At 66.6% G+C, this 23,481-nt stretch carries 20 protein-coding genes and 1 pseudogene; 9 read left to right on the top strand and 12 right to left on the bottom strand.

The window, feature by feature from the left end; all coding sequences use genetic code 11:
• Positions 1 to 6 precede the first annotated feature (6 nt).
• Both LXE91_RS33180 and LXE91_RS33175 read right to left on the bottom strand, forming a co-directional pair.
• The gene (locus tag LXE91_RS33180) at positions 7 to 1,146 is read right to left on the bottom strand and encodes an ABC transporter ATP-binding protein (RefSeq protein ID WP_046543598.1); all 1,140 of its coding nucleotides are present in this window, start codon (positions 1,144 to 1,146) and stop codon (positions 7 to 9) included.
• Positions 1,147 to 1,157: 11 nt separating this feature from the next.
• Positions 1,158 to 2,279, bottom strand: a complete 1,122-nt coding sequence (locus LXE91_RS33175; RefSeq protein ID WP_039364470.1) for a polyamine ABC transporter substrate-binding protein — start codon at positions 2,277 to 2,279, stop codon at positions 1,158 to 1,160.
• Between the two features lie 242 nt (positions 2,280 to 2,521).
• Between LXE91_RS33175 and LXE91_RS33170 the strand changes: the two genes are divergently transcribed.
• From LXE91_RS33170 to LXE91_RS33160, 3 genes are all read left to right on the top strand, one after another.
• Positions 2,522 to 3,355, top strand: coding sequence for a helix-turn-helix transcriptional regulator (locus LXE91_RS33170; protein WP_039364473.1), 834 nt, complete (start codon positions 2,522 to 2,524; stop codon positions 3,353 to 3,355).
• A gap of 151 nt (positions 3,356 to 3,506) precedes the next feature.
• Positions 3,507 to 4,679 carry a porin gene (locus LXE91_RS33165; RefSeq protein WP_039364476.1) on the top strand — a complete coding sequence of 391 codons (1,173 nt, stop codon included), beginning with the start codon at positions 3,507 to 3,509 and terminating at the stop codon, positions 4,677 to 4,679.
• Between the two features lie 118 nt (positions 4,680 to 4,797).
• Positions 4,798 to 5,442: a glutathione S-transferase family protein gene (locus tag LXE91_RS33160; RefSeq protein WP_039364479.1), complete on the top strand. Its 645-nt coding sequence runs from the start codon at positions 4,798 to 4,800 to the stop codon at positions 5,440 to 5,442.
• A 39-nt stretch (positions 5,443 to 5,481) separates the two neighbouring features.
• Here the strand turns inward: LXE91_RS33160 and LXE91_RS33155 are convergent, their stop codons facing one another.
• The 4 genes from LXE91_RS33155 to LXE91_RS33140 form a co-directional block, all read right to left on the bottom strand.
• Positions 5,482 to 6,003, bottom strand: coding sequence for a hypothetical protein (locus LXE91_RS33155; RefSeq protein WP_039364481.1), 522 nt, complete (start codon positions 6,001 to 6,003; stop codon positions 5,482 to 5,484).
• 215 nt (positions 6,004 to 6,218) lie between these two features.
• Positions 6,219 to 6,674, bottom strand: coding sequence for a hypothetical protein (locus LXE91_RS33150; protein WP_039364483.1), 456 nt, complete (start codon positions 6,672 to 6,674; stop codon positions 6,219 to 6,221).
• Positions 6,675 to 6,786: 112 nt separating this feature from the next.
• Positions 6,787 to 7,455, bottom strand: a complete 669-nt coding sequence (locus LXE91_RS33145) for a hypothetical protein (protein WP_039364485.1) — start codon at positions 7,453 to 7,455, stop codon at positions 6,787 to 6,789.
• 185 nt (positions 7,456 to 7,640) lie between these two features.
• Positions 7,641 to 8,627, bottom strand: coding sequence for a LysR substrate-binding domain-containing protein (locus LXE91_RS33140; RefSeq protein WP_039364487.1), 987 nt, complete (start codon positions 8,625 to 8,627; stop codon positions 7,641 to 7,643).
• Positions 8,628 to 8,684: 57 nt separating this feature from the next.
• On the opposite strand from LXE91_RS33140, the gene LXE91_RS33135 reads away from it, so the two are divergent.
• The 3 genes from LXE91_RS33135 to LXE91_RS33125 all read left to right on the top strand — a co-directional run bounded on the left by LXE91_RS33135 (position 8,685) and on the right by LXE91_RS33125 (position 11,771).
• Positions 8,685 to 9,584 carry a DMT family transporter gene (locus tag LXE91_RS33135; RefSeq protein ID WP_039364489.1) on the top strand — a complete coding sequence of 300 codons (900 nt, stop codon included), beginning with the start codon at positions 8,685 to 8,687 and terminating at the stop codon, positions 9,582 to 9,584.
• A gap of 642 nt (positions 9,585 to 10,226) precedes the next feature.
• Positions 10,227 to 11,381: a branched-chain amino acid ABC transporter substrate-binding protein gene (locus LXE91_RS33130; RefSeq protein WP_039364491.1), complete on the top strand. Its 1,155-nt coding sequence runs from the start codon at positions 10,227 to 10,229 to the stop codon at positions 11,379 to 11,381.
• Between the two features lie 87 nt (positions 11,382 to 11,468).
• Positions 11,469 to 11,771, top strand: coding sequence for a DNA-binding protein (locus tag LXE91_RS33125; protein WP_039364493.1), 303 nt, complete (start codon positions 11,469 to 11,471; stop codon positions 11,769 to 11,771).
• A 93-nt stretch (positions 11,772 to 11,864) separates the two neighbouring features.
• On the opposite strand, the gene ydiJ is transcribed toward LXE91_RS33125, so the two are convergent.
• Entirely contained in the window at positions 11,865 to 14,924 is a 3,060-nt protein-coding gene (gene ydiJ, locus LXE91_RS33120) for a D-2-hydroxyglutarate dehydrogenase YdiJ (protein ID WP_039364494.1), read from the bottom strand.
• A 152-nt stretch (positions 14,925 to 15,076) separates the two neighbouring features.
• Here ydiJ and LXE91_RS33115 point away from each other — a divergent pair, with 152 nt between their 5' ends.
• Positions 15,077 to 15,973, top strand: coding sequence for a LysR substrate-binding domain-containing protein (locus LXE91_RS33115; RefSeq protein ID WP_039364496.1), 897 nt, complete (start codon positions 15,077 to 15,079; stop codon positions 15,971 to 15,973).
• A gap of 22 nt (positions 15,974 to 15,995) precedes the next feature.
• On the opposite strand, the gene LXE91_RS33110 is transcribed toward LXE91_RS33115, so the two are convergent.
• The gene (locus tag LXE91_RS33110; RefSeq protein ID WP_039364498.1) at positions 15,996 to 16,847 is read right to left on the bottom strand and encodes a LysR substrate-binding domain-containing protein; all 852 of its coding nucleotides are present in this window, start codon (positions 16,845 to 16,847) and stop codon (positions 15,996 to 15,998) included.
• 110 nt (positions 16,848 to 16,957) lie between these two features.
• Here LXE91_RS33110 and LXE91_RS33105 point away from each other — a divergent pair, with 110 nt between their 5' ends.
• Entirely contained in the window at positions 16,958 to 17,605 is a 648-nt protein-coding gene (locus LXE91_RS33105) for a LysE family translocator (RefSeq protein ID WP_039364499.1), read from the top strand.
• A gap of 31 nt (positions 17,606 to 17,636) precedes the next feature.
• Here LXE91_RS33105 and LXE91_RS33100 read toward each other — a convergent pair.
• A pseudogene (locus LXE91_RS33100) lies at positions 17,637 to 17,897 on the bottom strand (epoxide hydrolase); the annotation flags it as partial.
• 364 nt (positions 17,898 to 18,261) lie between these two features.
• Positions 18,262 to 19,044: a sulfite exporter TauE/SafE family protein gene (locus LXE91_RS33095; protein WP_039364558.1), complete on the bottom strand. Its 783-nt coding sequence runs from the start codon at positions 19,042 to 19,044 to the stop codon at positions 18,262 to 18,264.
• Positions 19,045 to 19,246: 202 nt separating this feature from the next.
• Between LXE91_RS33095 and LXE91_RS33090 the strand changes: the two genes are divergently transcribed.
• Complete coding sequence (locus LXE91_RS33090) at positions 19,247 to 20,677, top strand: aminotransferase-like domain-containing protein (protein ID WP_223274377.1); 1,431 nt, start codon at positions 19,247 to 19,249, stop codon at positions 20,675 to 20,677.
• Between the two features lie 65 nt (positions 20,678 to 20,742).
• Here the strand turns inward: LXE91_RS33090 and LXE91_RS33085 are convergent, their stop codons facing one another.
• Together LXE91_RS33085 and LXE91_RS33080 are read right to left on the bottom strand one after the other, a co-directional pair.
• A complete protein-coding gene (locus LXE91_RS33085; protein WP_082139461.1) occupies positions 20,743 to 22,191 on the bottom strand; it encodes an APC family permease in 1,449 nt (482 codons plus the stop codon).
• Positions 22,192 to 22,214: 23 nt separating this feature from the next.
• Positions 22,215 to 23,444: an SfnB family sulfur acquisition oxidoreductase gene (locus tag LXE91_RS33080; protein WP_046196799.1), complete on the bottom strand. Its 1,230-nt coding sequence runs from the start codon at positions 23,442 to 23,444 to the stop codon at positions 22,215 to 22,217.
• Positions 23,445 to 23,481 lie beyond the last annotated feature (37 nt).

Raw genomic sequence — 23,481 nt, 5'->3', positions numbered from 1 at the left:
TCGTCCTCACTGCGTCAGCACGACGCCGCTGGCCGGCGACCACGACACGAACACGTCGTCGTTCCACGCCGGTGCGTTGTCGTTCATCAGGTGCGAGCTCGACAGGTTCGATACCACCGTCTTGCCGCTCGGCAGGCGCACGTGGTACAGCGAGTAGCTGCCCATGTACGCGATGTCGGTCACGACGCCGCGTGCCCAGTTGTGTTTCGAGCCCGGCTTCTCGCGCGACACGTGAATGCGCTCCGGGCGCACCGAGATGCCCACCGGCATGCCGAGCGGGCCCGTGACGCCGTGGCTCACGTACATGCGCGCCTCGAGGTCGTCGCTCTCGACGAAGATGTGATCGGGCTCGTCCTCGACCACGCGCCCTTCGAACAGGTTGGTCGAACCGATGAATTCGGCCGAGAAGCGGCTGTTCGGGAATTCGTACACCTCGCCCGGCGCGCCGATCTGGACGATCTTGCCTTCGCTCATCACCGCGAGGCGGCTGGCCATCGTCATCGCTTCTTCTTGGTCGTGCGTGACCATCACGCAGGTCACGTCGACCTTCTCGATGATGTTCACGAGTTCGAGCTGGGTCTTCTGGCGGATCTTCTTGTCGAGCGCGGACATCGGCTCGTCGAGCAAGAGCAGCTTCGGGCGTTTCACCAGCGAGCGGGCGAGCGCGACACGCTGCTGCTGTCCGCCGGAGAGCTGGTGCGGCTTGCGCTGCGCATACTTGCTCATCTGCACGAGCGCGAGCGCATCGGCCACGCGCTCCTTGATCTCTTGCTTCGGCGTGCCTTCCTGCTTCAGGCCGAACGCGACGTTCGACTCGACCGTCATGTGCGGGAACAGCGCGTACGACTGGAACATCATGTTCACCGGGCGGCGGTACGGCGGCAGCGACGCGAGATCCTCGCCATCGACGAAGATCTTGCCGGAGGTGGCCGTCTCGAGCCCGGCGAGCATGCGCAGCAACGTCGACTTGCCGCAACCCGAGCTGCCGAGCAGCGCGAACAGCTCGTTCTTCGCGATCGTCAGGTTCACGTTGTCGACAGCGGTGCTGTCGCCGAATGTCTTCACGACGTTTTCGAGGCGCACGAAGGCGTCCGCATTGCCGCGGGCGGTGCCCGCAACCGCTGCGGCAGGGAGCGTATGGATCATCGTCGTCTCCCTCAACCACCCGACTTCAGCTGCAGCCACAGACGGTTCTGCATCCGCGCGATGTCTGCGCTGCGCGGCATCGCGAGCGACGCCTTCGCGATCGTCGCGTCGGACAGGTAGATGCCCGGGTCCTGCACGATCGCCGGTGTCACGAACGGGCGCGCGGCCTTGTTGGCGCTCGGATAGAAGATCTCGTTCGTGATCGCGGCGTTGGTCTTCGGATCCTCGATGTAGTTGATCCACTTCAGCGCGGCTTCCGGATGCGGCGCATCCTTCGGGATCGCCATCACGTCGAACCACAGCAGGCCGCCTTCCTTCGGGTTCACGTAGCGGATCTCGTACGAACGCTTTGCGTCCAGCGTGCGCCGCCGCGCGATACCGACGTCGCCCGACCAGCCGAGCACGACGCACACATCGTTGTTCGCCAGGTCGTCCGCATAGCCGGCCGAGCTGAACTGCGTGACATACGGGCGAATCTTCTTCAGCACGTCGTAGGCAGCCTGGTAGTCGGCCGGGTTCTTGCTCTCCGGGTCCTTGCCCATGTACTGCAGCGCCGCCGCGAACGCGGCGTCCGGCGCGTCGAGCAGCGAGATGCCGCAGCCCTTCAGCTTCGCCGCGTTCGCCGGGTCGAACAGCAGCGCCCAGCTGTCGGTCGGTGCGTTGTCGCCGAGCCGCTTCCTGACCGCCTCGACGTTGTAGCCGATCCCCGTCGTGCCCCACGCCCACGGCACACCGTACTGGTTGCCCGGGTCGGCCTTCGCGACCATCTTCATCAGCACCGGGTCGAGGTTCGCGAGATTCGGCAGCTTCGACTTGTCGAGCTTCTGGTACACGCCGGCCTGGATCTGCTGCGCGAGATAGTTCGACGTCGGCACGACGATGTCGTAGCCCGAGCTGCCCGCAAGCAGCTTCGTCTGCAGCGTATCGTCGCTGTCGTAGCTGTCGTAGCGCACCTTGATGCCCGACTGCTTCTCGAAGACGGGCACCGTGTCCTTCGCGACGTACTCCGACCAGTTGTACACGTTCAGGTTGGTGTCGCCGGCATGGGCCGACAGGCTGGCCGCGACGGCCAGCGCCGCCGACGTGACGCGCGCGGCGCGCAACGCCGATTGACGACGGATACGGATACGCATGGGGATTCTCCTTGTGATGGGGATCGGCCGTTGCGCCCGGTCCGGGTCCGGACTCGCGTCAACGCCGTCGAGCGGTGTTCAGCACAAGGGCCAATGTAGAGATCGCGGCCGGCAGCGTCAGTCCCGAAAACCGGGACAAACGGCGACGTCGATTCCCGCCGTTTGGGTAGATTCCCGCGTAGGCAGTCGAAAATATTCGTGATACCTGTAGCGCCACCTGAAAATCTTCGATACACGACGCCATGAGCGCTGCGCTGCCCGCCCCCGATCTTCCGCTGAGCCACGTCGCGTTCGTGACTGAAACGCTGGGCGACATCGCACAAGCCGTCGGAACGCCGCAGTTCATGCGCGCCGTCTACGACACGCTCGTGCGCTACGTCGATTTCGACGCCGTGCACCTCGACTACGAGCGCAGCGCGTCTTCCGGCCGGCGCAGCGTCGGCTGGATCGGCAGCTTCGGCCGCGAGCCCGAGCTGGTCGCGCAGGTGATGCGCCACTACTACCGCAGCTACGCGAGCGACGATGCAACTTACGCGGCGATCGAAACCGAAAACGACGTGCAATTGCTGCAGGTGTCCGCGCAACGCGTGTCGAGCGAGCTACGGCATCTGTTCTTCGATGCCGGCGACATTCATGACGAATGCGTGATCGCCGGCGTGACGGGCGGCACGCGCTACTCGATCTCGATCGCGCGCTCACGGCGGCTGCCGCCGTTTTCGCTGAAGGAACTGAGCCTGCTGAAGCAGCTTTCGCAAGTCGTGCTGCCGCTGGCGTCCGCGCACAAGCGCCTGCTCGGCGCGATCTCCGCCGACGACGCACCGCGCGACGAACTCGATCTCGACCTCGTCGCGCAATGGCTGCCGGAATGGCAGGAACGGTTGACCGCGCGCGAGATGCATGTGTGTGCGTCGTTCATCCAGGGCATGACGTCGGCGGCCATCGCCCAATCGATGGGGCTCAAGACCTCCACCGTCGATACCTACGCGAAGCGCGCCTTCGCGAAGCTCGGCGTCGATTCGCGAAGGCAACTGATGACCCTCGTGCTGAGAAACGCGTCGCGGCGGCATGACGCATAGCATCCCCGCGTGCGGGCCGCCGGCAGGTTGCGCGCGCATCCATCTCTGCGCCGCCTCATAACGATCCGACAATTTATTGGTTCCCTCGACGATGCGCTGTCCGTATCGTTCACCGACTCGTCAGACCATTCGACCCGGGGGGAATCCCACAATGAAACAGATCCGTTCATTCGCGCTGCTCGCGCTGCCGGCCGCCCTCTACGCCGCCGGCGCGCACGCACAAAGCAGCGTCACGCTGTACGGCATTGCCGATGCGGGCATCGCGTACGTGCACAACGCGCAGAACGCGAACGGCAGCAACGCGTCGAGCCTCGTCAAGTTCAGCAGCGGCAACCTGTCGGGCAGCCGCTGGGGGCTGCGCGGCACCGAGGATCTCGGCGGCGGCCTGGCCGCGCTGTTCCAGCTCGAGAACGGCTTCAACATCGGCACGGGCGCGCTCGGCCAGGGCGGGCGCGAGTTCGGCCGCAAGGCCGTCGTCGGCCTCGCGAGCAGCACGTACGGCACCGTGACGCTCGGCCGCCAGTACGATCCGGTCGTCGATCTCGTGCAGGGCCTCACGCAGGACAACTACTTCGGCGGCGTGTTCGCGACGCCGGGCGACCTCGACAACTACGACAACAGCCTGCGCGTCAGCAACTCGGTGAAATACACGAGCCCGCTGATCTCGGGCTTCCAGTTCGAAGGCCTGTACGGTTTCGGCGGCGTCGCGGGCGCCACCGGCAGCGGCCGCACGTACAGCTTCGGCGCGAGCTACGCGAACGGCCCGCTGTCGCTCGGCGCCGGCTTCTTCTATGCGAACGGCGGCTCCACCGTCGCGAACGGCGTGCGCACGTGGTCGAGCAGCTCGGACACGCTGTTCAACACCGTGATCAACCAGGGCTTCTCGAGCGCGAAGTCGATCCAGATCGTGCGCGTGGCCGGCCAGTACGTGGCCGGGCCCGCCACCTTCGGCCTCGCGTATTCGAATACGCAGTACGGCGCGGACACGCTGTCGGCGTTCAGCCAGAACGCGAAATTCAACAACGGCTCGGCGTTCTTCAACTGGCAGTTCTCGCCGGCACTGCGCGCGGGCGTCGGCTACAACTACACGTCGCTGACGGGTCCGAGTTCCGCGCACTACAACCAGGTCAACCTCGGCGCTGACTACGCGCTGTCGAAGCGCACCGACCTGTATGCGCTGTTCGGCTACCAGAAGGCGAGCGGCAACACGCTCAACGCGAACGGCGCGGTCGTGAAGGCAGCCGCGTCGGTCGGCTCGTACGGCGTGAACTCCGGCACCGATACGCAGGAACTCGCGATCGTCGGGATTCGCCACAAGTTCTGATCGCGTCGCCGCACGGCGACGACGACATCGACGACAGCCTGCAGGCGCGCACCACGGTGCGCGCCTGCGGCGTTTACACTGTCCGCGATCCCGTTCCGCACGACACAAGGAGGCCGGCATGCTGACCGTATGGGGGCGCCGCAATGCATTCAACGTTCAGAAGGTGATGTGGCTCGTCGACGAGCTCGCACTTGCGCATCAGCACGTGCCGGCCGGCGGGCGGTTCGGCGTGCTCGACACGCCCGAATTTTTGGCGATGAACCCGCACGGGCGCATCCCCGTGATCGACGATGGCGGCACGGTCGTCTGGGAATCGCACAGCATCCTGCGCTACCTCGCCGCACGTTACGGACGCCCCGGCTTCTGGCACGACGACCCGGCCGAACGTTCACGCGCCGACCGCTGGATGGACTGGTCGCAAACCACGTTGCAGCCGACGTTCCTGAACGGCGTGTTCCGGGGCTACTTCCGGACGCCGCCCGAGCAGCGCGACACGGTGCGCGTCGAGCAAAGCATCGCGCAGTGCGCGCAGCACTTCCAGGCGCTCGATGCGGCGCTGGCCGGGCAGCCGTTTCTCGCGGGCGACACGCTCACGCTCGCCGACATCGCGGCCGGCACGCACCTGTATCGCTACTTCGAACTCGGCATCGCACGGCCGGACCTCCCGCATGTGCAGGCGTGGTACGAACGGCTGAAAACGCGACCCGCGTATCGCACGCACGTGATGATTCCGTTCGAGGATCTACGCGGGCGGCTCGATTAGCAGGTGTATGGCGACAGCGAGTCCGGCCGGAAACACCGCCTAACGTCGCCGCATTCCACCGAATCCGCTCACGCCGCCGAACGGATGCATGCCGCCGAATCCGCGGCCGACTGTGCCGGCCGGGAACGCGCCATGGTGAAAACCGGCGCCGACCGGCACGCCGACGCGACGATGGTCCATTTCGTTGAAGTGGACGACGTGATCGAAGTGGTGGAAATGGTGAAAGTGGTGGAAGCGATGGAATCGATCGACGAACACGAAGCCCACGCCTGCGCCGATGAAAAGCGGCGGCCCCCAGTACCACAGGTCCGCATACGGATAGTCCGCCGCCGGATACCATAGAACACTACCATCGGGACTCTGCACGAACTGCCATGTGCCGTCGTCCTGCAGGCACGCACGCCCCACGATTTGCTGCTCCGTGCCGTCGATGTTCGCTTGCGCGACGACCGCCCGGCAGTTCGTCGTGTCGTCCGCCAGATCGTCGTACGTTTGCGCAAAGACCGCCGCGGAACAGCCGAGACAGACGATACCTATCCCGGATCGAAACCAGTTGCACATGATCGGCTCCTGCCTGATGACCCCCGACCACTCGATCTCCCGGCGCCGCTGACGGCGCCCGGCGGATCGGATTGCTCGCGCACGATTCGTCATGCGGTGCTCATGCGCCGCCGCGTCGTACAAGGTCTCCTGACGGCTAAACGATGCGGCGCGCGTGCTTATTCCAGGGGTCCGGTGCGAATGACCGGCGCAGGCCCCGTCGATTGGCGCCCGGCCTAGCGCCTGGCAGAGCGGTAGGCAGCCGCTGCCGTGATCCCGAATACCAGATGGGCCACGAGCGTGATCGCGCCACGAACCGGGATGAACCACGGGAAGATCGCGGTGAAGGCGTACAGGTTGACGCCGTACAGGATGAGGCCGAACGCGCCGCCCGCGAGGAGCGAGGCCGCGAGCGACAGGTCGCGAATTCCCTTCGCCAGCACGGCCGCATAGACCAGCGACAGCACCAGATGCACGAGGGTCGCAACCGCCATGACGAGCGGATCGAAGCCGGCGGACGCACCGAGCACGCCGCGCCCCATCACGATGGCCGCCGTGAGGCGTGTATCGCGCAACAGGTTCCCGATCGCATCGTCGCCGACGATCGGCCAGAGCAGCAGCTCGACGACGGTCGAGCCGGCCGCCGCACCGAACGCTGCCCAGAGAACCGGTGCGACACTGGCTCGTTTCAATTGACGCTCCCATCGCAACCGGCCGATGCATAGAAGCGACTTGCACCCCACCCGCTCCGGCGCCGGTCGCGCGGCGCGTGCCCGCGAACCCGAACCGGGCAGCCACGCAAAATTACGACGCCCCTTCGCAATCCGACCAGTACGCGAAAGGATCGCGGTGTTTCGGATAGTTCTCGTCCAGCCATTTCAGCAGCGTCGCCCGCGCATTGTCCATGTCGGCTTTCAGCGACGAGGTCGTCAATTCGTGCACTTCGATGGACTTTTCGCGATCGATCACGAAGCAGTTCCAGTCGGGGCCGTCGAGATCCGGATCGTCGGACGCCTTCGACGACTTGCCCCAGCCGAACCCCTTGCGTGCGTCGATGTAGTACCGCGGATGCACTTTCAGATACGACATCTCGCCGCCCTGCAGGCTGCTCTCCGCGCGCAGCACGTCGTGTCCGTCGACGATCTGCGTGACTTCCGGCAGCCGGCGCGCTCGCCATCCGACCGGCAGCGTCGCGATGGCCTTGACGCTGTCGTACATCCCCCACTCCAGCCCCCATGCTTCGGCCATGCGCTTCATGAATGCGTTTGCATTCGGATAGCCGCGCAACTGGATCCGGGTCGACAGTGTGACTTCGATACCGCCGCGCCCGCCCGTGTCGGCGGATGCACCGTCTGCGCTCGCTTCGAACGGATTGCCCGGACGCGACGCGCGCGTCGCATCCGCAGGTGCCATGCCCGAAAACAGCTGGTCGAGCGCGGCACGCGCTTTCGACGACTTGTCCGGCTTGTTCATTGTTGACCTCGCTCGCATCCGCACGGATGCATCCCTTTTCGAATCTCGTTCATCTCTCCACCTCATCGTTTTTCGCGGTCGCATTGTCGTCGATCCGGCGGCCCGAGCCTAGTGCCGCGTATCGCACAACGCTTTTTCCCCCCACGAGCGTGCCGTGGCGGACCGTCACGATACACCGGCCGGCGCTAGCCGCCCGCTCCCACCGCCGCCCGCATCCGCTCCATCAACGCCAGCACCTCAGGCCGATTCTCCCCCTTCGCGTGCACGAAGTAATACCTGAGCACCGAATCGACCTCGTGCGGGCTCACCCGCACGAGGTCGCTGCGCTTGAGATAGGCGTCGGCGAGCGGTACCCGCGCGAGCGCCACGCCGAGCCCGGCCTCGGCGGCGGCCAGCACGAGGTTGTAATCCTCGAAACGGCGATCCTGCGCACGCGGCTTGAACGGCACGCCCAATGCGTCGAACCACGTGCGCCAGCCGGTCACGTCGGAATCGTGCAGCAACGGCATGTCGAGCAACGCGGCATCGCCGCGCCGGCGGCGCGCCTTCGCGAGTTGCGCGGCGAGCCGCGGATGCGCGACCGGATAGAGCCGTTCCGGCATGAACGCACGGGTTTCGAGCTGACGCCAGTTGCCGCGCCCGTACCGGACCGACAGGTCCGCTTCGCCGCCGGCGATATCCACGTTGCGCAGATCGATGCCGAGCTCGATCCGCAACGCGGGCGCCTCGCTCTCGAGCGCATGCTGGCGCTCGAACAGCCAGAGCTGCGCGAAGGCCGGCACCACGCTCATCCTGACCAGCCGCGGCGTACGTGGCGAGCGCCACTGATCGGCCACACTGTCGATGATCGTGAACGCCTGCTCGATCCGGCCGACGAAGCGCTGGCCGTCCGGCGTGAGACGCACACCGCGCGCATGACGTTCGAACAACCTCAGGCCGAGCCAGTTTTCGACAGCGGCCACCCGCCGGCTGATCGCGCCGTGCGTCACGCCGGAAACATCGGCCGCGGCCAGGAACGAACCCTCGCGCGCAACCGTGCACACCGTCTCGAGACTCGCGAGCGGCGGCCGCGAACCCGGCGATGGGGCCGCAACGGGCAACGCCGCCGAGGCCCGCTTCGCGCGGGTTGAAGCACTGGCCGGCCGCCGGCTCGAGCTGTGAATCATATTCATATCTGCATGCTGATCTGTGCGCTAGCTTAGCATCTTGCCACGTCGCATCATTGCCGCATGAACACACTCTCCACCCCGTCGTCGCGCCCTGCGCGACAGCCGCTGATCGCGGCCGGCGCGGTCGCCTTCACGATCGTTTCATGGGCGTCCGCCTTCCCGTTCATCCGGATCGGCCTGCATGGCCTGACGCCGCTGCAACTCGCGGCGGCGCGCTTCGCCACTGCCGCCGTGCTGATCATCGCGTGGCTCGCGGTGCGGCGGCCGCGCGTGCCGACCCGGGTCGACGCGTTGCGCTTCCTGCTGTGCGGCTTTCTCGGCATCGCGCTCTACAACGCGCTGCTCAATACCGGCGAGCAGACCGTCTCGGCCGGCGCCGCAAGCTTCATCGTGAACACGCTGCCGATCTTCACGGCGCTGCTGGCCGCCGTGTTTCTGGGCGAGCGCTTCAATCGCTGGGGCTGGCTCGGCTCGCTGGTCAGCCTCGCCGGCATCGCGGTGATCGCGCGCGGGCAGCCGGGCGGCCTCGTCCTCGGCGCGGGCAGCACGCTGATCCTCGGCGCGGCCCTGTGTTCGGCCAGCTATTTCGTGCTGCAGCGGCGGCTGATTCCGGTGTATGGCGCACTGGCCTGCACCGCGTACACGCTGCTGGCCGGCGCGCTGCTCCTCACACCATGGTTGCCGGGCGCGCTCGTCGCGCTGGGCAGCGGGACGCGCGACACGACGCTGGCCGTGCTGACGCTCGGCATCTTCCCCGCCGCGCTGGGTTACGCGACCTGGACCTTCGCACTCGGCTACTTCGGCGCGGCGCGCGCCGCCAACTTCCTCTATCTGACGCCGGCGGTCGCGACGGTCCTGTCGATGGTGCTGACCGGCGAGCGGCCCGGTATCGAGACGGTGTGCGGCGGCCTGCTGGCGATTGCCGGCGTGATCTTCGTGGCGTTGCGCGGACGGTCCTAGGATCGGTGCGGCATCGGGCCGGCACGATCGGTCCGACGATCCGCAAGCGAACCGGCCGGGGCGAACCCCGGCATCTGCAAAGCCGCATATGCGGCATGGGCGGTCGATCCACGCCAGTTCGTCGACGCTGCCGCTCTTGACCGTTAGTTGCGTTAAATCGAGAGGGCCAATCCCGATGAAGCACGGCCTCGCAACCGGATGCGCCATCGAAATCGTCCAAACTGTGCAGACAAATCGACCGAACAGTTCCGGATTGACCGCACATCAGTGTCCATGGCTTCGTCCCGGCCACCGGCCGAATAATGGATGCAGTCGTAAGGCCGTCGACAGCGAATCGCAGCCTGCGGCCCGCCGCGGCGCTCGATTTCCGGCATCCGGCACCTTCGAATGTCGGGGCGCCGGCCGCGCTGCGAACGCCCCGCTACGAGATTCGCTGCAGCGCGCAAAATCGGCTTCATATATATTCATACGAATTGCACCGCATCAGGCCCCGATTCGCGCGCTCACCCGGGCCGCACGTCGCGGGGCACGACGCGATGCAGTGAAGCCCATGACGGGTACGGAGACTCGTCCGATCGCCCCGACCTCGCCGTCGGACGGTCGAGACGTCAACAGCAAGAAAATTCAATTCGGAGATGGCAGATGGAACGAAGCACTGTCGGCATGCGCTGCAAACCCCTGATCACCGTCGCACTGGCTGCCGCCGCATTCGCGGCCGCGTCGACCGCGATGGCTGACCAGGTCGTCAAGATCGGCAGCGTCGAACCGACGACGGGCGGCATCTCGCACCTCGGCAAGGACAACGAGAACGGTGCGCGCCTCGCGGTCGAGGAAATCAATGCGAAGGGGCTCACGATCGGCGGCAAGAAGGTCACGCTGCAACTCGATGCGCAGGATGACGCGGCCGACCCGCGCCAGGCCACGCAAGTTGCGCAGAAGCTCGTCGACGACAAGGTCGTTGCCGTCATCGGCCACCTGAACTCGGGCACGTCGATCCCTGCGTCGAAGATCTACAGCGACGCGGGCATCGTGCAGATCTCGCCGTCGGCCACGAACCCCACCTATACGCAGCAAGGCTTCAAGACGACCTACCGCGTCGTCGCGACCGACGCGCAGCAAGGCCCGGCGCTCGCGAGCTATGCGCAGGCGAAAGGCGTGAAGAGCGTCGCGGTGATCGACGATTCGACCGCGTACGGCCAGGGCCTCGCGAACGAGTTCGAGAAGAAGGCGAAGGCGCTCGGCCTGAAGGTGCTGTCGCACGATGCGACCAACGACAAGGCGGTCGACTTCCGCGCGATCCTGACGAAGGTCAAGGGCGAGAACCCGGACGCGATCATGTACGGCGGCATGGACGCCACCGGCGGCCCGCTCGCGAAGCAGGCGAAGCAGCTCGGCCTGCGCGCGAAGATCCTGTCCGGCGACGGCGTGTGCACCGACTCGCTGGCCGAACTGGCCGGCCCGGCGGCCGACAACGTGCTGTGCTCGCAGGCAGGCGCGGCGCTCGAGAAGATGCCGGGCGGCGCGGATTTCCTCGCGAAGTACCAGAAGCGCTTCAACCAGGGCATCAAGTTCGATGCGCCGTTCGCGTATGACGCGGTCTACATCGCGGTGGACGCGATGAAGCGCGCGAACTCGACCGATCCGGCGAAGATCCTCGCGGCGATGCCGTCGACGAAGTACGAAGGCGTGATCGGCACGACGACGTTCGATTCGAAGGGCGACCTGACGCACGGGATCATTTCGATCTACGGCTACAAGAGCGGCAAGAAGACCTTCCTCGACCAGGTGAAGATGTAACCCGCCGCGGCGCCGGCACGACGGGAACGCCATCCGTCGGCGCCGGCGCCTCGCGGGCCGAATTCTGATTCACGGAGACGAAGCATCATGTGTGCAATGGCGTATGCGGAATTTCAACAGGAGTTGAAGAAGGCACAGCTGACGGCGCGAGAGTTCGCCCGCCTGATCCGGATGAACGAAAGCTCGATCACGAACTATTCGAGCAAGGGCACGGTCCCGTCCCACCTCGCGGTCATCGCGAAACTGATCGGCACGATGGCGGCGCACGAGATCGATTTCCGGCGCGTGATCCGGCAGATGCGGATCGAACCGAAACGGCCGCGCGGCGGCGGTGCGTTTCCCGCGGTGGAAAAACCCCGTTCCGGAAAAACGGCGAAAGCAGACGCCTGAGCACCGGCATGCGTCGACAACGGCACGAGGCTTGCCGCTCGACGCTGAATCGAAAGTCACCTCACGGGCAACGCGACACGCGACGCCCGATCGTCACCCCACCGCCCGCACGTGATCGAGCAGCGCCTGCAACGGATGCCGCACCTGCTTCGACGACATCCGCTTCACCTGGCTGCGGCACGAATAGCCGGTCGCCAGCGCCTCGCCCTCTTCCTCCGGCCCATCCACGTGCGCCGCCCACGACTGCGCGTAGATCGTCTTCGACGTCGCGAGATTGCGCGCCTCGTGCCCGTAGGTACCCGACATCCCGCAACACCCGGTCGCCTGGACCTGCAACCGCAGCCCGCGTCGCGCGAATACCTGTGCCCATTGCTTGCCGCTGTCGGGCGCGTTGGTCTTCTCGGTGCAGTGCGGCAGCAACCGGTACGACGCGGGCACGACGCCGGCACCCGCTCCCGTACCGGCTTCCGGCAGCGCCTGCAGCAGCCATTCCTGCGGCAGCGCGACCTTCGGCACGTCGGTGAGCCCCGTCACCTTCAGGTATTCCTGCCGATACGTGAGCGTCATCGCCGGATCGAGGCCGACCAGCGCGACGCCCGAACGCGCCAGCGCGGCGAGTTGCGTCGCATTGCGGATCGCGGCCCGCTCGAATGCGCGCAGAAAGCCCTGCACGTGCAGCGCCTTGCCGTTCGGCGCCAGCGGCGCGAGCCACACCTGAAAGCCCATACGCGCCGCCAGTTCGATCAGCGTCGCCAGTTGCTCGGTATCGAAATAGCGCGTGAAGGTGTCCTGCACGATGACGACGCTGCGTGCGCGCTGCGCGTCGCCCAGCGCGGCGAGCGCCTGCGGGTCGGCCGGCTTCACTTGCCATTGGCGAATCACGGCCGCGAGATCGAAGCGGCTCAGCAGCGGGCTGTCGACCATGCCGACGTGCCGCTCCAGCACCGTGCGCACCCATCCCGCCCGCATCAGCCCGTTGTACAGCGCGGGCACCCGCGCCATCCACGGCATCGTGAATTCGAGCGAGCCGATCAGGTAGTCGCGCAGCGGACGCAGGTAACGCTGGTGATACAGCTCGAGGAAACGCGAACGAAACTCCGGCACGTTCACCTTCACCGGGCACTGCCCCGCGCACGACTTGCACGCTAGGCACCCGGCCATCGCGTCGTACACCTCGTGCGAGAAATCTGCTTCGCCGTTGCGCGCCGCGCGGCTGTTGCGCCAGCGCGTGGCAAGGCTGCCCAGGAACGGCTGCCGCGCACGCGCCGCCGCGACGACGTCGACGCCGGCCTGCCCTTGCAGGCGCAACCATTCGCGCATCAGCGACGCACGCCCCTTCGGCGATTGCATGCGTTCGCGCGTCGCCTTCCACGACGGGCACATCGCGTCGTCCGGATCGAAGTTGTAGCACGCGCCGTTGCCGTTGCAGTGCATCGCGGTGCCGTAGCTCTGCCACACACGCTCGTCGATCTGCCGGTCGTGGTCGCCGCGCGTCGGCACTTCGTCGATCTTCAGCAGCCGCATCGCGGGCTCCGGCGGCGTCGCGATCTTGCCCGGGTTGAACTGGTTGTGCGGATCGAACGCGGCCTTCAGTTGCTGCAGCGACGGATACAGTTCGCCGAAGAACGCCGGCGCATATTCGGAGCGCACGCCCTTGCCGTGCTCGCCCCACAACAGGCCGCCGTGGCGCTGCGTGAGTTCGGCCACCGCATCCGACACCGGCCGCACCAGCGCCGCCTGCTTCGGGTCCTTCATGTCGAGCGCCGGCCGCACGTGCAGCACGCCCGCATCGACGTGCCCGAACATCCCGTATTGCAGCCCATGGGCGTCGAGCAGCGCGCGGAATTCGGCGATGTACGCGGGAAGGTTCTCGGGCGGCACCGCGGTATCCTCGACGAACGGCTGCGGGCGCGCCTCGCCCTGCACGTTGCCGAGCAGGCCGACCGCGCGCTTGCGCATCGCATACACGCGCTTCACCGCGTCGTCGCCGGCCGCGAGCGTGTGGCCCAGGCGCTCCACGCTCTTGTCGCTACGCAGATGATCGACGAACGCGCTCACGCGCGCATCGACGTCCTGCGCATCGTCGCCGCTGAATTCGATCAGGTTGATGCCGAGCGTCGGCCGGGCGTCGTCCTGCGGGAAATACTCGGCCACGCTGCTCCACACGAAATCCTTCATCGCCAGCATCAGCACCTTCGAATCGACCGTCTCGATCGACAGCGGCTGGTGCGCGAGCAGCGCGCGGGCGTCGCGCAGCGCGTCCATGAAGCCCGCGTAGCGCACGTTCACCAGCACCGAATACTTCGGGATCGGCAGCACGTTGAGCTTCGCTTCGACGACGAAGCCGAGTGAGCCTTCGGCGCCGCACAGCACGCTGTTCAGGTTGAAGCGGCCGTCGGGTTCGCGCAGATGCGCGAGATCGTAGCCGGTCAGGCAGCGGTTGAGCTTCGGAAACTTCGCTTCGATCAGCGCCGCCTTGTCGTCGCTGATGCGTCGCGCGGTGCGGTAGACCTTGCCGATGCGGTCCTCGCGCGCGCAGCGGCGCTCGAGCTCGTCGTCCGCGAGCGCGTCGCTGTGCAGCTGCTCGCCGCCCATCAGCACGAATTCGAGCTCGAGCACGTGGTCACGCGTCTTGCCGTACGTGCAGCTGCCCTGCCCGCTCGCGTCGGTGTTGATCATCCCGCCGACGGTCGCGCGGTTCGACGTCGACAGTTCCGGCGCGAAGAACAGCCCGTGCGGCTTCAGCGCCGCATTGAGCTGATCCTTGACGACGCCCGCCTGCACGCGCACCCAGCGCTGCTCGACGTCGATTTCGAGGATCCGGTTCATGTTGCGCGACAGGTCGACCACCACGCCGTCGGTCAGCGACTGCCCGTTGGTGCCCGTGCCGCCGCCGCGCGCGGCCACCGCGACGTCGCGATGCGCGGGCTCGGCGAGCAGCCGCGCCAGCAGCCGGACGTCGTCCGCATGCGCGGGGCAGATCACCGCTTGCGGCAGGCGCTGGTAGATCGAATTGTCGGTGGCCTGCACCGTCCGGTTCGCATGGTCCGCGCGGATTTCCCCGGCGAATCCGGCGGCCTGCAGCGCGGCGAGAAAGTCACGGTATGCATGCGCGGGCGGGCTGGCGGGACGGGGCAACGGGGCGATCGACATGGGCAAAAGCGGCAGTGTGGGTGGAACCGGCCGGCTCGCGTGGCCGAAACATGATTTTTTAGCAAGTTTCCACGCGACCGGGAATTCCAGTATCTTTGGATATTCCGCGATGAACAAACGAATTCTGCTCCGGCGAATATTGCATAAAACTCATGAATTACCGTCGCCTCACCCCGTCGATGTCGCTGCTGCTGGTGTTCGAGGCCGCCGCGCGGCATGAAAGCTACACGCGCGCGGCCGACGAGCTGTCGCTGAGCCAGAGCGCGATCAGCCGCCAGGTCCAGACGCTGGAGGATCAGCTCGGCGTGTCGCTGTTCCGGCGCGAGGGCCGCTCGGTGAAGCTGACGGAAGTCGGGCGCCGCTATTTCGTCGAGCTGAGCGGCGCATTGGGGCGCATCCGCGGCGCGACGCTGCAGGCGATGTCGCACCAGGCGGGCGCCGGCACGCTGCGGCTCGCGACGCTGCCCACCTTCGGCTCGAAATGGCTGTTGCCGCACCTGCACGACTTCTACGCCGCGCATCCGGGCGTGACCGTGCACCTCCATTCGCGGATCGGCGCCATCGATTTCCTCAACGACGACCTCGATGCGGCCATCACCGTCGGCGCGGGCGACTGGCCGGGCCTGCACGCTCACCGGCTGTACAACGAGTTCCTGATCGCGATCGCGCCGCCGGACGCGGGCAGCGCAAGCCGCCGCAAGGCCGACGCACGCACGCCGGCGTGGGCCGCGAAGCAGACGCTGCTCGGCGTGACGAGCAACCAGCAGGCGTGGGCGGAGTGGTTTTCGCACTATCGGCTCGACCATCGGCAGATGCGCATCGGCCCGAGCTTCGAGCTGACGTCGCACCTGATCCAGGCGGTGCGGGCCGGGATGGGGATCGGGCTGGTGCCGAAGGTGCTGGTGGAAGACGAGCTGAGCCGGCACGAGCTCGTGTCGATCGGCGACGCGATCACCAGCCAGCGCAGCTACTACCTCGTCTACCCGCCGGGGAACGAGACGCTGCCGTCGCTCGTCGCGTTCCGCGAATGGCTGCTGAAATCCTGCTGAAACGCGGCCGGCGGCGGGCCGCTCAGGTGCGCCATTCGCCGAGAATCTGCTCGGCCAGGTAGTCGCACGGCGGGCGCGCGGACTGCGCGCTGCGCGCGAGCACGACCTCCATTTCGCCGAGCGGCGGCAGCCCGTGGCTTTCCGACAGTTGCACGAGGTGATCGGGAATGCAGCAGCGCGCCAGCGGCGCGACCGCGAGCCCCGCCTCCACCATGCTGAGCAGGCCGAGGTGGCTCGGGCTCTCGTACGACATCCGGTACGGGATCTTCCGCCGGTTCAGCGCCTTGACCGCGTGATCGCGCGCCATGCTGCCGCCGTGCGTGAAAAAGGCCACCGGCAGCGGCCGCTCTTCCCACACGTTGCGCTTCGGCGACCCGACCCAGACGAGCGGTTCGAGCCGAATCAGCTCGCCGGTCACCCCCTTGATCCGCGTGAGGCACGCGAGGTCGACCGTGTTGTCCTTCAGCATCGGCACGAGCGCGCTGCTCGGCTGGCCGATCACGCGTATTTCCACGCGCGGATGCATCGCGGCGAACTTGCCGAGCACCTGCGGCAGCAGCGACGAAATGTAATCGTCGGGCACGCCGATCGTCACGCGGCCGCGGACCTCCGGGCGCACGACCGACGCCCACGCCTCGTCGCGCATCGCCAGCATCCGGCGGCCGTATTCGGCGAGCATCGTGCCGTCGTCGGTCGGCGTCACGTTGCGCGTGTCGCGGATGAAGAGCGGCTTGCCGAGCGCGTCTTCCAGCGCCTTGATCTGCATGCTCACCGCCGACGGCGACCGGTGCACGGCCTGCGCGCCCTGCGCAAAGGATCCGGATTCCGCCACGGCCACCACCATCGCGAGCACATCGAGGTCGAGCTTCTTCATCTTCTTCAGAAAAACTGATCAATCGATTCAGTTTATCCCGTTTTACTGTTCTCCTCCACGGTCGGACAATGAATCCCGTCAACCCTTACTCGTTGCAGGAATCATCAGACATGCATACGTCCGGATCGCTCTATGGATTTCTCGTCATCGGCGGCATGCTCGCGATCACGCCGGGGCCGAACATGGTCTACGTGATGTCGCGCTCGATCGCGCAGGGACGCACGGCGGGGCTCATTTCACTCGGCGGCGTGATGATCGGCTACCTGTTCTACATGTTCGGTGCGGCGTTCGGGATCACGACGCTGTTCATGAGCGTGCCCTATGCAGGCAGCGGGCTGGCCGTGGTTGGTGCGGCGTATCTGCTGTATCTCGCTTGGCAGGCCGTCAGGCCCGGTGGCCGCTCGCCGTTCGAGGTGCAGGCATTGCCGAGAGAGCGCCCCCTGCGGCTGCTCGCGATGGGCGCGACGACCAGCGTGCTGAACCCGAAGCTCGCGATGCTGTTCATTTCGTTGCTGCCGCAGTTCATCGACTATCGGAACGGCAGCGTGCTCGGGCAATCGCTGTTTCTCGGTTCGCTGCTGATCGTCGCGTTCGCTTCCGCGAACGGGCTGGTGGCGATCTGTTCGAGCAGCATCGCGACGTTCCTGCACGGGCGCCCGATGCTGCTGCTCGCGCAGCGCTGGGCAATGGGGCTCATTCTTGGCGGGCTCGGCGTGCAGATGGTGGTCGATGCGGCGAAGATGGCGGGCGGGGCATAGTGCGCCAATCACGCCGCCGCGCGGATGCCGTTCAACGCAGTGCGTGGAAACTCGCGCGCTGCGCACCCGAAAGCGCCTGCGGCTGCTCCCACGGTGCAAAGTGACCGCCCTTGGGCAAGCGGTTGTAGTGGATCAGCCTCGGATACGCGTTTTGCACCCAGCGCTTCGGCGCCGCGTAGATCTCGTCCGCAAACACGCTCACGGCCACCGGAATGGCCACGTGCTTCGGCTCAAGGAAGTTGAGCCTGTTCCGCCAGTACAGCCGGGCCGACGAAATGCCCGTGCGGGTGATGCATCTGCGACCGTTTCCCGTTCGAGCCAGCGCGTCGCGTCGATCCGTCGCCGCAAATCGGCGAGCTGCGCGTCGGTCGCATGCACCCGCAGCGGACGCACGGCGGCCCCGGCGCCGCGGGCCGATCGGGCAATGCCCGCGACAGGCTGCGCCGTTTCCGCTTCTGCACAAGCAAGGCGACTCAGCGAACCCGCCATGGCGGCCGCTGCGGCCGCGCCCATGAATCGACGTCGCGACGGTGCCGGGGGGAAGGATATCGATTGGTATGGATGCTCCCGTTTTCGAGGGTTTTCATCTCAGCACTACTGATTTTCAGCCACCCATGAGAACCGGGAACCGGAACCATGACAGCCCCGCGCCGGTTTTACGCGAGATAGCCGGAAACGCCGTCCCAGAGCAGTTTCAATGCGGTCACCGCCAGCAATCCGTAGCAGCTCCGGTAGATCAGGCGCTGGTCCAGCCTGCCGTGAAGCCGCCAGCCGAACACCACGCCGGCCGGAATGGCAAGCAGGCACACCGCCATCAACGCCCAGACGTTCGCGGTCGGCTGCACGATCAGCAGCCACGGCACTGCCTTGATCGCATTGCCCACGGTGAAGAACAGGCTCGTCGTTCCCGCGTACATCTCCTTGCTGAGGCCAAGCGGCAGCAGATACATCGCGAGCGGCGGCCCGCCCGAGTGCGCGACCATCGTCGTGACGCCCGATGCAAGGCCGGCCGAGACTGCCTTCGGCGACGAACGCGGACGAACCGTCGGCTCCGCCCCGCCCCTCACCCACAGCCCGACGAAGACCAGCGTGACCACCGCCATCAAAAGCTCGATGGCGCGATGGTCGAGGAAGCGGAAAGCCAGGTAACCGAACCCGATACCGACCACCAGCCCCGGCAGGAGCAGCACGAGGTCGGGCTTCGACCATGTCGACGGCTTCCAGTACCGCAGCGCGAACAGGTCCATCGCGATGAACAGCGGGGCGAGCAAGCCGCCGGCCGTCACGGGGTCCATCACGAGGGACAGCAGCGGAATGCCGATGATCGCGAATCCACCACCGAACGCGCCGCGCATGAACGCGATCACGAACACGCCGGCAAACGCGATCAGGATCGTGGCCAGCGTCAATTGCAGGCCCATCGCAGCAGGGGTCGCCATCACGACCTCCATGCCGGTTCGAATCGCGGCGTGGCGGACAGCCACGGAGCGGGTCGCACGCGCGGCATCGCCGCACGATGGATCCGGGTTGAACGCGTTGCACCCATGCTGCTTCTCCAATGAGGTACCGGGGCGATGCGGTACACCAACGCACCGCAGGCCGCATGGGCCGCACAAGCATTTCAGCCCCGGTACAATCGACTTGACGAAAGCAGAATGCACCGCCGTCTATCTCAGTGCAATTAAAACATTGACCTCGGTGCAATATTCATTGTTATCGGTGCAATCCATGTCGAATTCCGAATACCTGCAGTTGGCCGACGCGATCGCCGCCCAAATTGCCGACGGCACGCTCAGGCCGGGCGACCGCCTGCCTCCGCAGCGTCATTTCGCCGACCAGCATGCGATCGCCGCATCGACGGCGGGACGGGTTTACGCGGAACTGTTACGGCGCGGCCTTGTGGTCGGCGAAGTCGGCCGAGGCACTTTCGTGTCGGGTGAGACGCGACGCGGGGCCGCTGCGCCGGGCGAGCCGCGCGGCGTTCGGATCGATTTCGAGTTCAACTACCCGACCGTCCCGGCCCAGACCGCGTTGATCACCAGAAGCCTGCGCGGATTGCACCGACCTGCGGAGCTCGACGCCGCGTTACGCGAGGCGACGAGTACCGGGACCCCGGTCATCCGAAGCGTTGCCGCCGCGTATCTGGCGCAGCATGAATGGGCCCCATCGCCCGACCAGCTCGTGTTTACCGGCAACGGGCGGCAAAGCATCGCCGCGGCCGTTGCCGCGGTCGTGCCGACCGGCGGACGCTGTGGCGTGGAGGCATTGACCTACCCGTTCATCAAGGGCATCGCGGCCAAGCTGGGGATCTCGCTGGTGCCACTGGCGATGGACGACGACGGCGTGCGGCCCGACGCCGTGCAAAAGGCCCACCGCGAGGCCAGGCTGTCGGCGATCTACGTTCAGCCAGCCATCCAGAATCCGCTCGGCACGACGATGAGCGCCGCTCGCCGCGCCGATCTGCTGCGTGTCGTCGACAAACTCGACATACCGGTCATCGAAGACAACGTGTACGGCTTTCTCGGCGACGAGCCGCCGCTGGCCGCACTCGCCCCGGACGCCTGCATCGTGATCGACAGCCTGTCCAAGCGGGTCACGCCAGGCCTGACCCTCGGCTTCATCGTGCCGCCGCCGCGGCTGCGCGAAAGCGTGATGGCGTCGGTACGCTCGGGGGGATGGACCGCTTCCGGGTTCGCGTTTGCAGCCGCTCAGCGCTTGATGCGTGACGGCACCGTGGCCGAACTCGCGAGATTGAAACGCATCGACGCAATTGCACGTCAGGCGCTGGCGATCGAGCGTCTGGCGGGTTTCGATGTCCGGACCAACGGCAAGTGCTATCACCTGTGGCTGACGTTGCCGGCGCACTGGCGTTCGCAGGCCCTCGTCGCAGCCGCGGCCCGGCGCGACATCGGGCTGACGCCGTCGACCACCTTCGCCGTTTCGTCCGGCCATGCGCCGAACGCGATCAGGCTCGCGCTGGCCGCGCCGAGCATGGATCAGCTCGACGCCGGCCTGCGCACGCTGACCGCGATGCTGAACGGCCGCGAGGGCGATTTCGACGCGACCGAGTGAGCATCGCGCGGATGTGTCGTCGTACATCACCCGCCTGATTCGGTATCCGGATCAATATCAAGCCGTCACTTCGTCAGCAACTCGGCCTCCAGCTCGCGCAACCGTTCCGGAAACCGGACGCGCAGCACCAGGAACCACCCGAGCCCGATCGCCAGCAATGCGACGAACACATACGGCAGCCACGCATAGACGCCCGCCGGCACCGGATACACGCTGCCGGCCAGCGGAATCGCGAGCAGCACGACCGCCACGACGCTGATCGCCACATGCCGCACGCGCAGCCGGCCCTGCCGGCGCAAGTAAAGCGGCGCGCCGATCGCCACCAGCACGTACGCAAGCAGCCAGCCGTACGTCGCGATCGAACTGAGATAGCCATACGAATCGAGCAGCGCGGTGCCGCGCGCGGTGAACACCAGTGCGGTGGCCAGCGCCAGCACCGTGATCAGCGCCACCGCGACGTGGGGCGTCGCATTGCGCTCGTGCGCCTGGCCCGTCGACGCGTGCAGCACGCCCTGCCGTCCGAACGTATAGACGATCCGCGCCGCCGCATTGATCGACGAGAAGAATGCCGCGAAGAAACTCAGCGCCACGCCCGCGTCGATCAGCACGCCGACCCAGCCGGCCCCGAGCCGATGCGCGAGCACCGCGAGCGGGCCGTCGACCTGATCGAGCGGCGGCGTCTGCCCGTGGAACGCGCTCACCATCCCGTACGCGCCGATCACGAACAGGATTGCCGGCCCGACGACGCTGATCAGCACCGCACGCGGAATCGCACGGAACGGGTCCCGCGCTTCCGCGCCGAGCACGGTCGCGCTCTCGAACCCCGTGAAGCTGAAGAACGCGAGCACCATCCCGAGCTGCAACTGCGTCGGCTTCACGCCTTCCAGCGTCAGTTGCGCGCGATCGACCGGATGCCCGCCGAACGCGATCGTCCCGATCACGACGACGGCGATCAGCAGCAGCGTCGCGAGTTCGACGAACAGCGTGAAGCGCGTGGACAACCGGATATCGCGAAACGCGATGTACCACGCGGCGAACGCGGTGACGACCGTGAGCCCGAGCACCGCGCCGAGCGGCGTTGCGCTGCCGAGCAGTCCGGTTTCGCGGCCCAGCACCAGAAACGTGTTGATCGTCCCCTGCAGGATGCCCGCGGCGGCCACCGCATAGGCGATCAGCAGCGACCAGCCGCAGATCGCGCCCCAGACCGGCCCGATGCCGGCCGACACGTACGCATACAGCGCGCCCGGCGACGCCGAGTCGCGCGCGAACACCGAGATGCTCCACGATGCGAACAGCAGCGCGACGATCGCGAACAGGTAGGCCAGCCACGTGCCGTTACCGGCCGTCGCGAAGACGGCGGGGATCAGCACACCGATCCCGCCCGACACGCCGACGAGGCCGATCGACTGCGCGATCAGTTCGGGCAGGCTCAGGTAGTTGCGTCGCAGGCCGCCCGCCGGCGGCACGGCATTGTGCGCAGGCAATGCCTGCGCGGAACTTACGGGATGACTCATCGAATTACCTCGTCAGGGGCCGGTCAATTCCAGGAATGGCGCGCGGGCTTCACGCCATTGAGGTAGTAGTTGCCGATCGCGTGATACTTCCAGCGCACCGGGTCGTGCAGCGTATGCACGCGTGCGTTGCGCCAATGGCGGTCGAAGTTGTATTTCGCCAGCGTCGACTTGCTGCCGCCGAGTTCGAACAGCTTGCTCGCCGCGAGCAGCGATACCTCGGTCGTCGCGATCTTTGCCTCGCCCACCGCGATCGCGGCCTGCGCCACCGTCTCCTCGCTCGGCTCGCGCTTCGCCGCGTCGACGAAGCGGCCCGAGCGCGCGAGCAGCGCTTCGGCCGCGTGCACGCGGTACGCGATGTCGCCGATCTGCGCGACCGTCAGCGGGTCTTCGCTCGCGCGTTCGACACCGCTGTCGATCCACGGGCGCGCATGCTGCTGCACGAACGCGATCGTGTCCTGCAACGCGGCGCGCGCAATGCCGAGATCGATCGCGGCGGTCGTGATCTGCGCGAACGGGCCCGCGAAGGTCGGGCGGTCGTACGAACGCTGCGTGTGGAAGATCTCGAACGGGCTCACCCGCACGTTCTCGACGATCACCGTGCCGCTCGCGGTCGTGCGCTGCCCGAAGCCGCTCCAGTCATCCACGACGGTCAAACCGGGCGCGCCCTGCCGCACGAAAGCGAGCACGGCCTGGTCCGATTCGTCGAGCGCGAGCACCGGAATCCAGTGCGCGAACAGCGTGCCGGTCGAATAGAACTTGCGGCCGTTCAGCACGAACGCGTCGCCGTCGCGATGCACCCGCGTCTGGATGTCGAGCACGTTCTTGCCACCCGCTTCGGAGAATGCATTCCCATAGCGGGTGCCCTTCAGCACGAGATCGAAGAAGAAGCGCTTCTGCGCATTGGTGCCTTCGAGGCGAATGTCCTCGATCAGGCAGTAGTGGTTCTGCGGGATCTGGCCGAGCGACGGGTCCGCCTGCGAAACGATCGCGATCACTTCCGCGAGGGTCACGTTCGACACCTCCGCGCCGCCGTACTCGCGCGGCACGGTAATGCCCCACAGGCCGCTCGACGAGAACAGCTCGATCTCGTCGAACGGCAGCTTCCGCTCGCGGTCGCGCAACGCGGCGTGTTCGACCAATCGTGCCGCGACCTGATGCGCGACGTCGAGTGCCTCGGCATCCGAGCCGATGACGGGAACGGGCGTGGCGCCCACTTGCGGTTGCACGTTTTCTTCGATGATTTCCGTGGACATGTGATTTCCGGCAAAACTCATGAACCGGCCGGCGGTA

It is taken from the genome of Burkholderia contaminans (assembly GCF_029633825.1).
Classification (GTDB): domain Bacteria; phylum Pseudomonadota; class Gammaproteobacteria; order Burkholderiales; family Burkholderiaceae; genus Burkholderia; species Burkholderia contaminans.
Note: the sequence above shows the minus strand (reverse complement) of the source record. Positions and strands in the feature narration are given on the sequence as shown.

Excerpts from the sequence above, each read along its gene's own strand:
- LXE91_RS33180 (WP_046543598.1), bottom strand. The coding sequence starts at position 1,146 with ATGATCCATACGCTCCCTGCCGCAGCGGTTGCGGGCACCGCCCGCGGC.
- LXE91_RS33175 (WP_039364470.1), bottom strand. The coding sequence starts at position 2,279 with ATGCGTATCCGTATCCGTCGTCAATCGGCGTTGCGCGCCGCGCGCGTC.
- LXE91_RS33170 (WP_039364473.1), top strand. The coding sequence starts at position 2,522 with ATGAGCGCTGCGCTGCCCGCCCCCGATCTTCCGCTGAGCCACGTCGCG.
- LXE91_RS33165 (WP_039364476.1), top strand. The coding sequence starts at position 3,507 with ATGAAACAGATCCGTTCATTCGCGCTGCTCGCGCTGCCGGCCGCCCTC.
- LXE91_RS33160 (WP_039364479.1), top strand. The coding sequence starts at position 4,798 with ATGCTGACCGTATGGGGGCGCCGCAATGCATTCAACGTTCAGAAGGTG.
- LXE91_RS33155 (WP_039364481.1), bottom strand. The coding sequence starts at position 6,003 with ATGTGCAACTGGTTTCGATCCGGGATAGGTATCGTCTGTCTCGGCTGT.
- LXE91_RS33145 (WP_039364485.1), bottom strand. The coding sequence starts at position 7,455 with ATGAACAAGCCGGACAAGTCGTCGAAAGCGCGTGCCGCGCTCGACCAG.
- LXE91_RS33140 (WP_039364487.1), bottom strand. The coding sequence starts at position 8,627 with ATGAATATGATTCACAGCTCGAGCCGGCGGCCGGCCAGTGCTTCAACC.
- LXE91_RS33135 (WP_039364489.1), top strand. The coding sequence starts at position 8,685 with ATGAACACACTCTCCACCCCGTCGTCGCGCCCTGCGCGACAGCCGCTG.
- LXE91_RS33130 (WP_039364491.1), top strand. The coding sequence starts at position 10,227 with ATGGAACGAAGCACTGTCGGCATGCGCTGCAAACCCCTGATCACCGTC.
- LXE91_RS33125 (WP_039364493.1), top strand. The coding sequence starts at position 11,469 with ATGTGTGCAATGGCGTATGCGGAATTTCAACAGGAGTTGAAGAAGGCA.
- ydiJ (WP_039364494.1), bottom strand. The coding sequence starts at position 14,924 with ATGTCGATCGCCCCGTTGCCCCGTCCCGCCAGCCCGCCCGCGCATGCA.
- LXE91_RS33115 (WP_039364496.1), top strand. The coding sequence starts at position 15,077 with ATGAATTACCGTCGCCTCACCCCGTCGATGTCGCTGCTGCTGGTGTTC.
- LXE91_RS33110 (WP_039364498.1), bottom strand. The coding sequence starts at position 16,847 with ATGAAGAAGCTCGACCTCGATGTGCTCGCGATGGTGGTGGCCGTGGCG.
- LXE91_RS33105 (WP_039364499.1), top strand. The coding sequence starts at position 16,958 with ATGCATACGTCCGGATCGCTCTATGGATTTCTCGTCATCGGCGGCATG.
- LXE91_RS33095 (WP_039364558.1), bottom strand. The coding sequence starts at position 19,044 with ATGGCGACCCCTGCTGCGATGGGCCTGCAATTGACGCTGGCCACGATC.
- LXE91_RS33085 (WP_082139461.1), bottom strand. The coding sequence starts at position 22,191 with ATGAGTCATCCCGTAAGTTCCGCGCAGGCATTGCCTGCGCACAATGCC.
- LXE91_RS33080 (WP_046196799.1), bottom strand. The coding sequence starts at position 23,444 with ATGTCCACGGAAATCATCGAAGAAAACGTGCAACCGCAAGTGGGCGCC.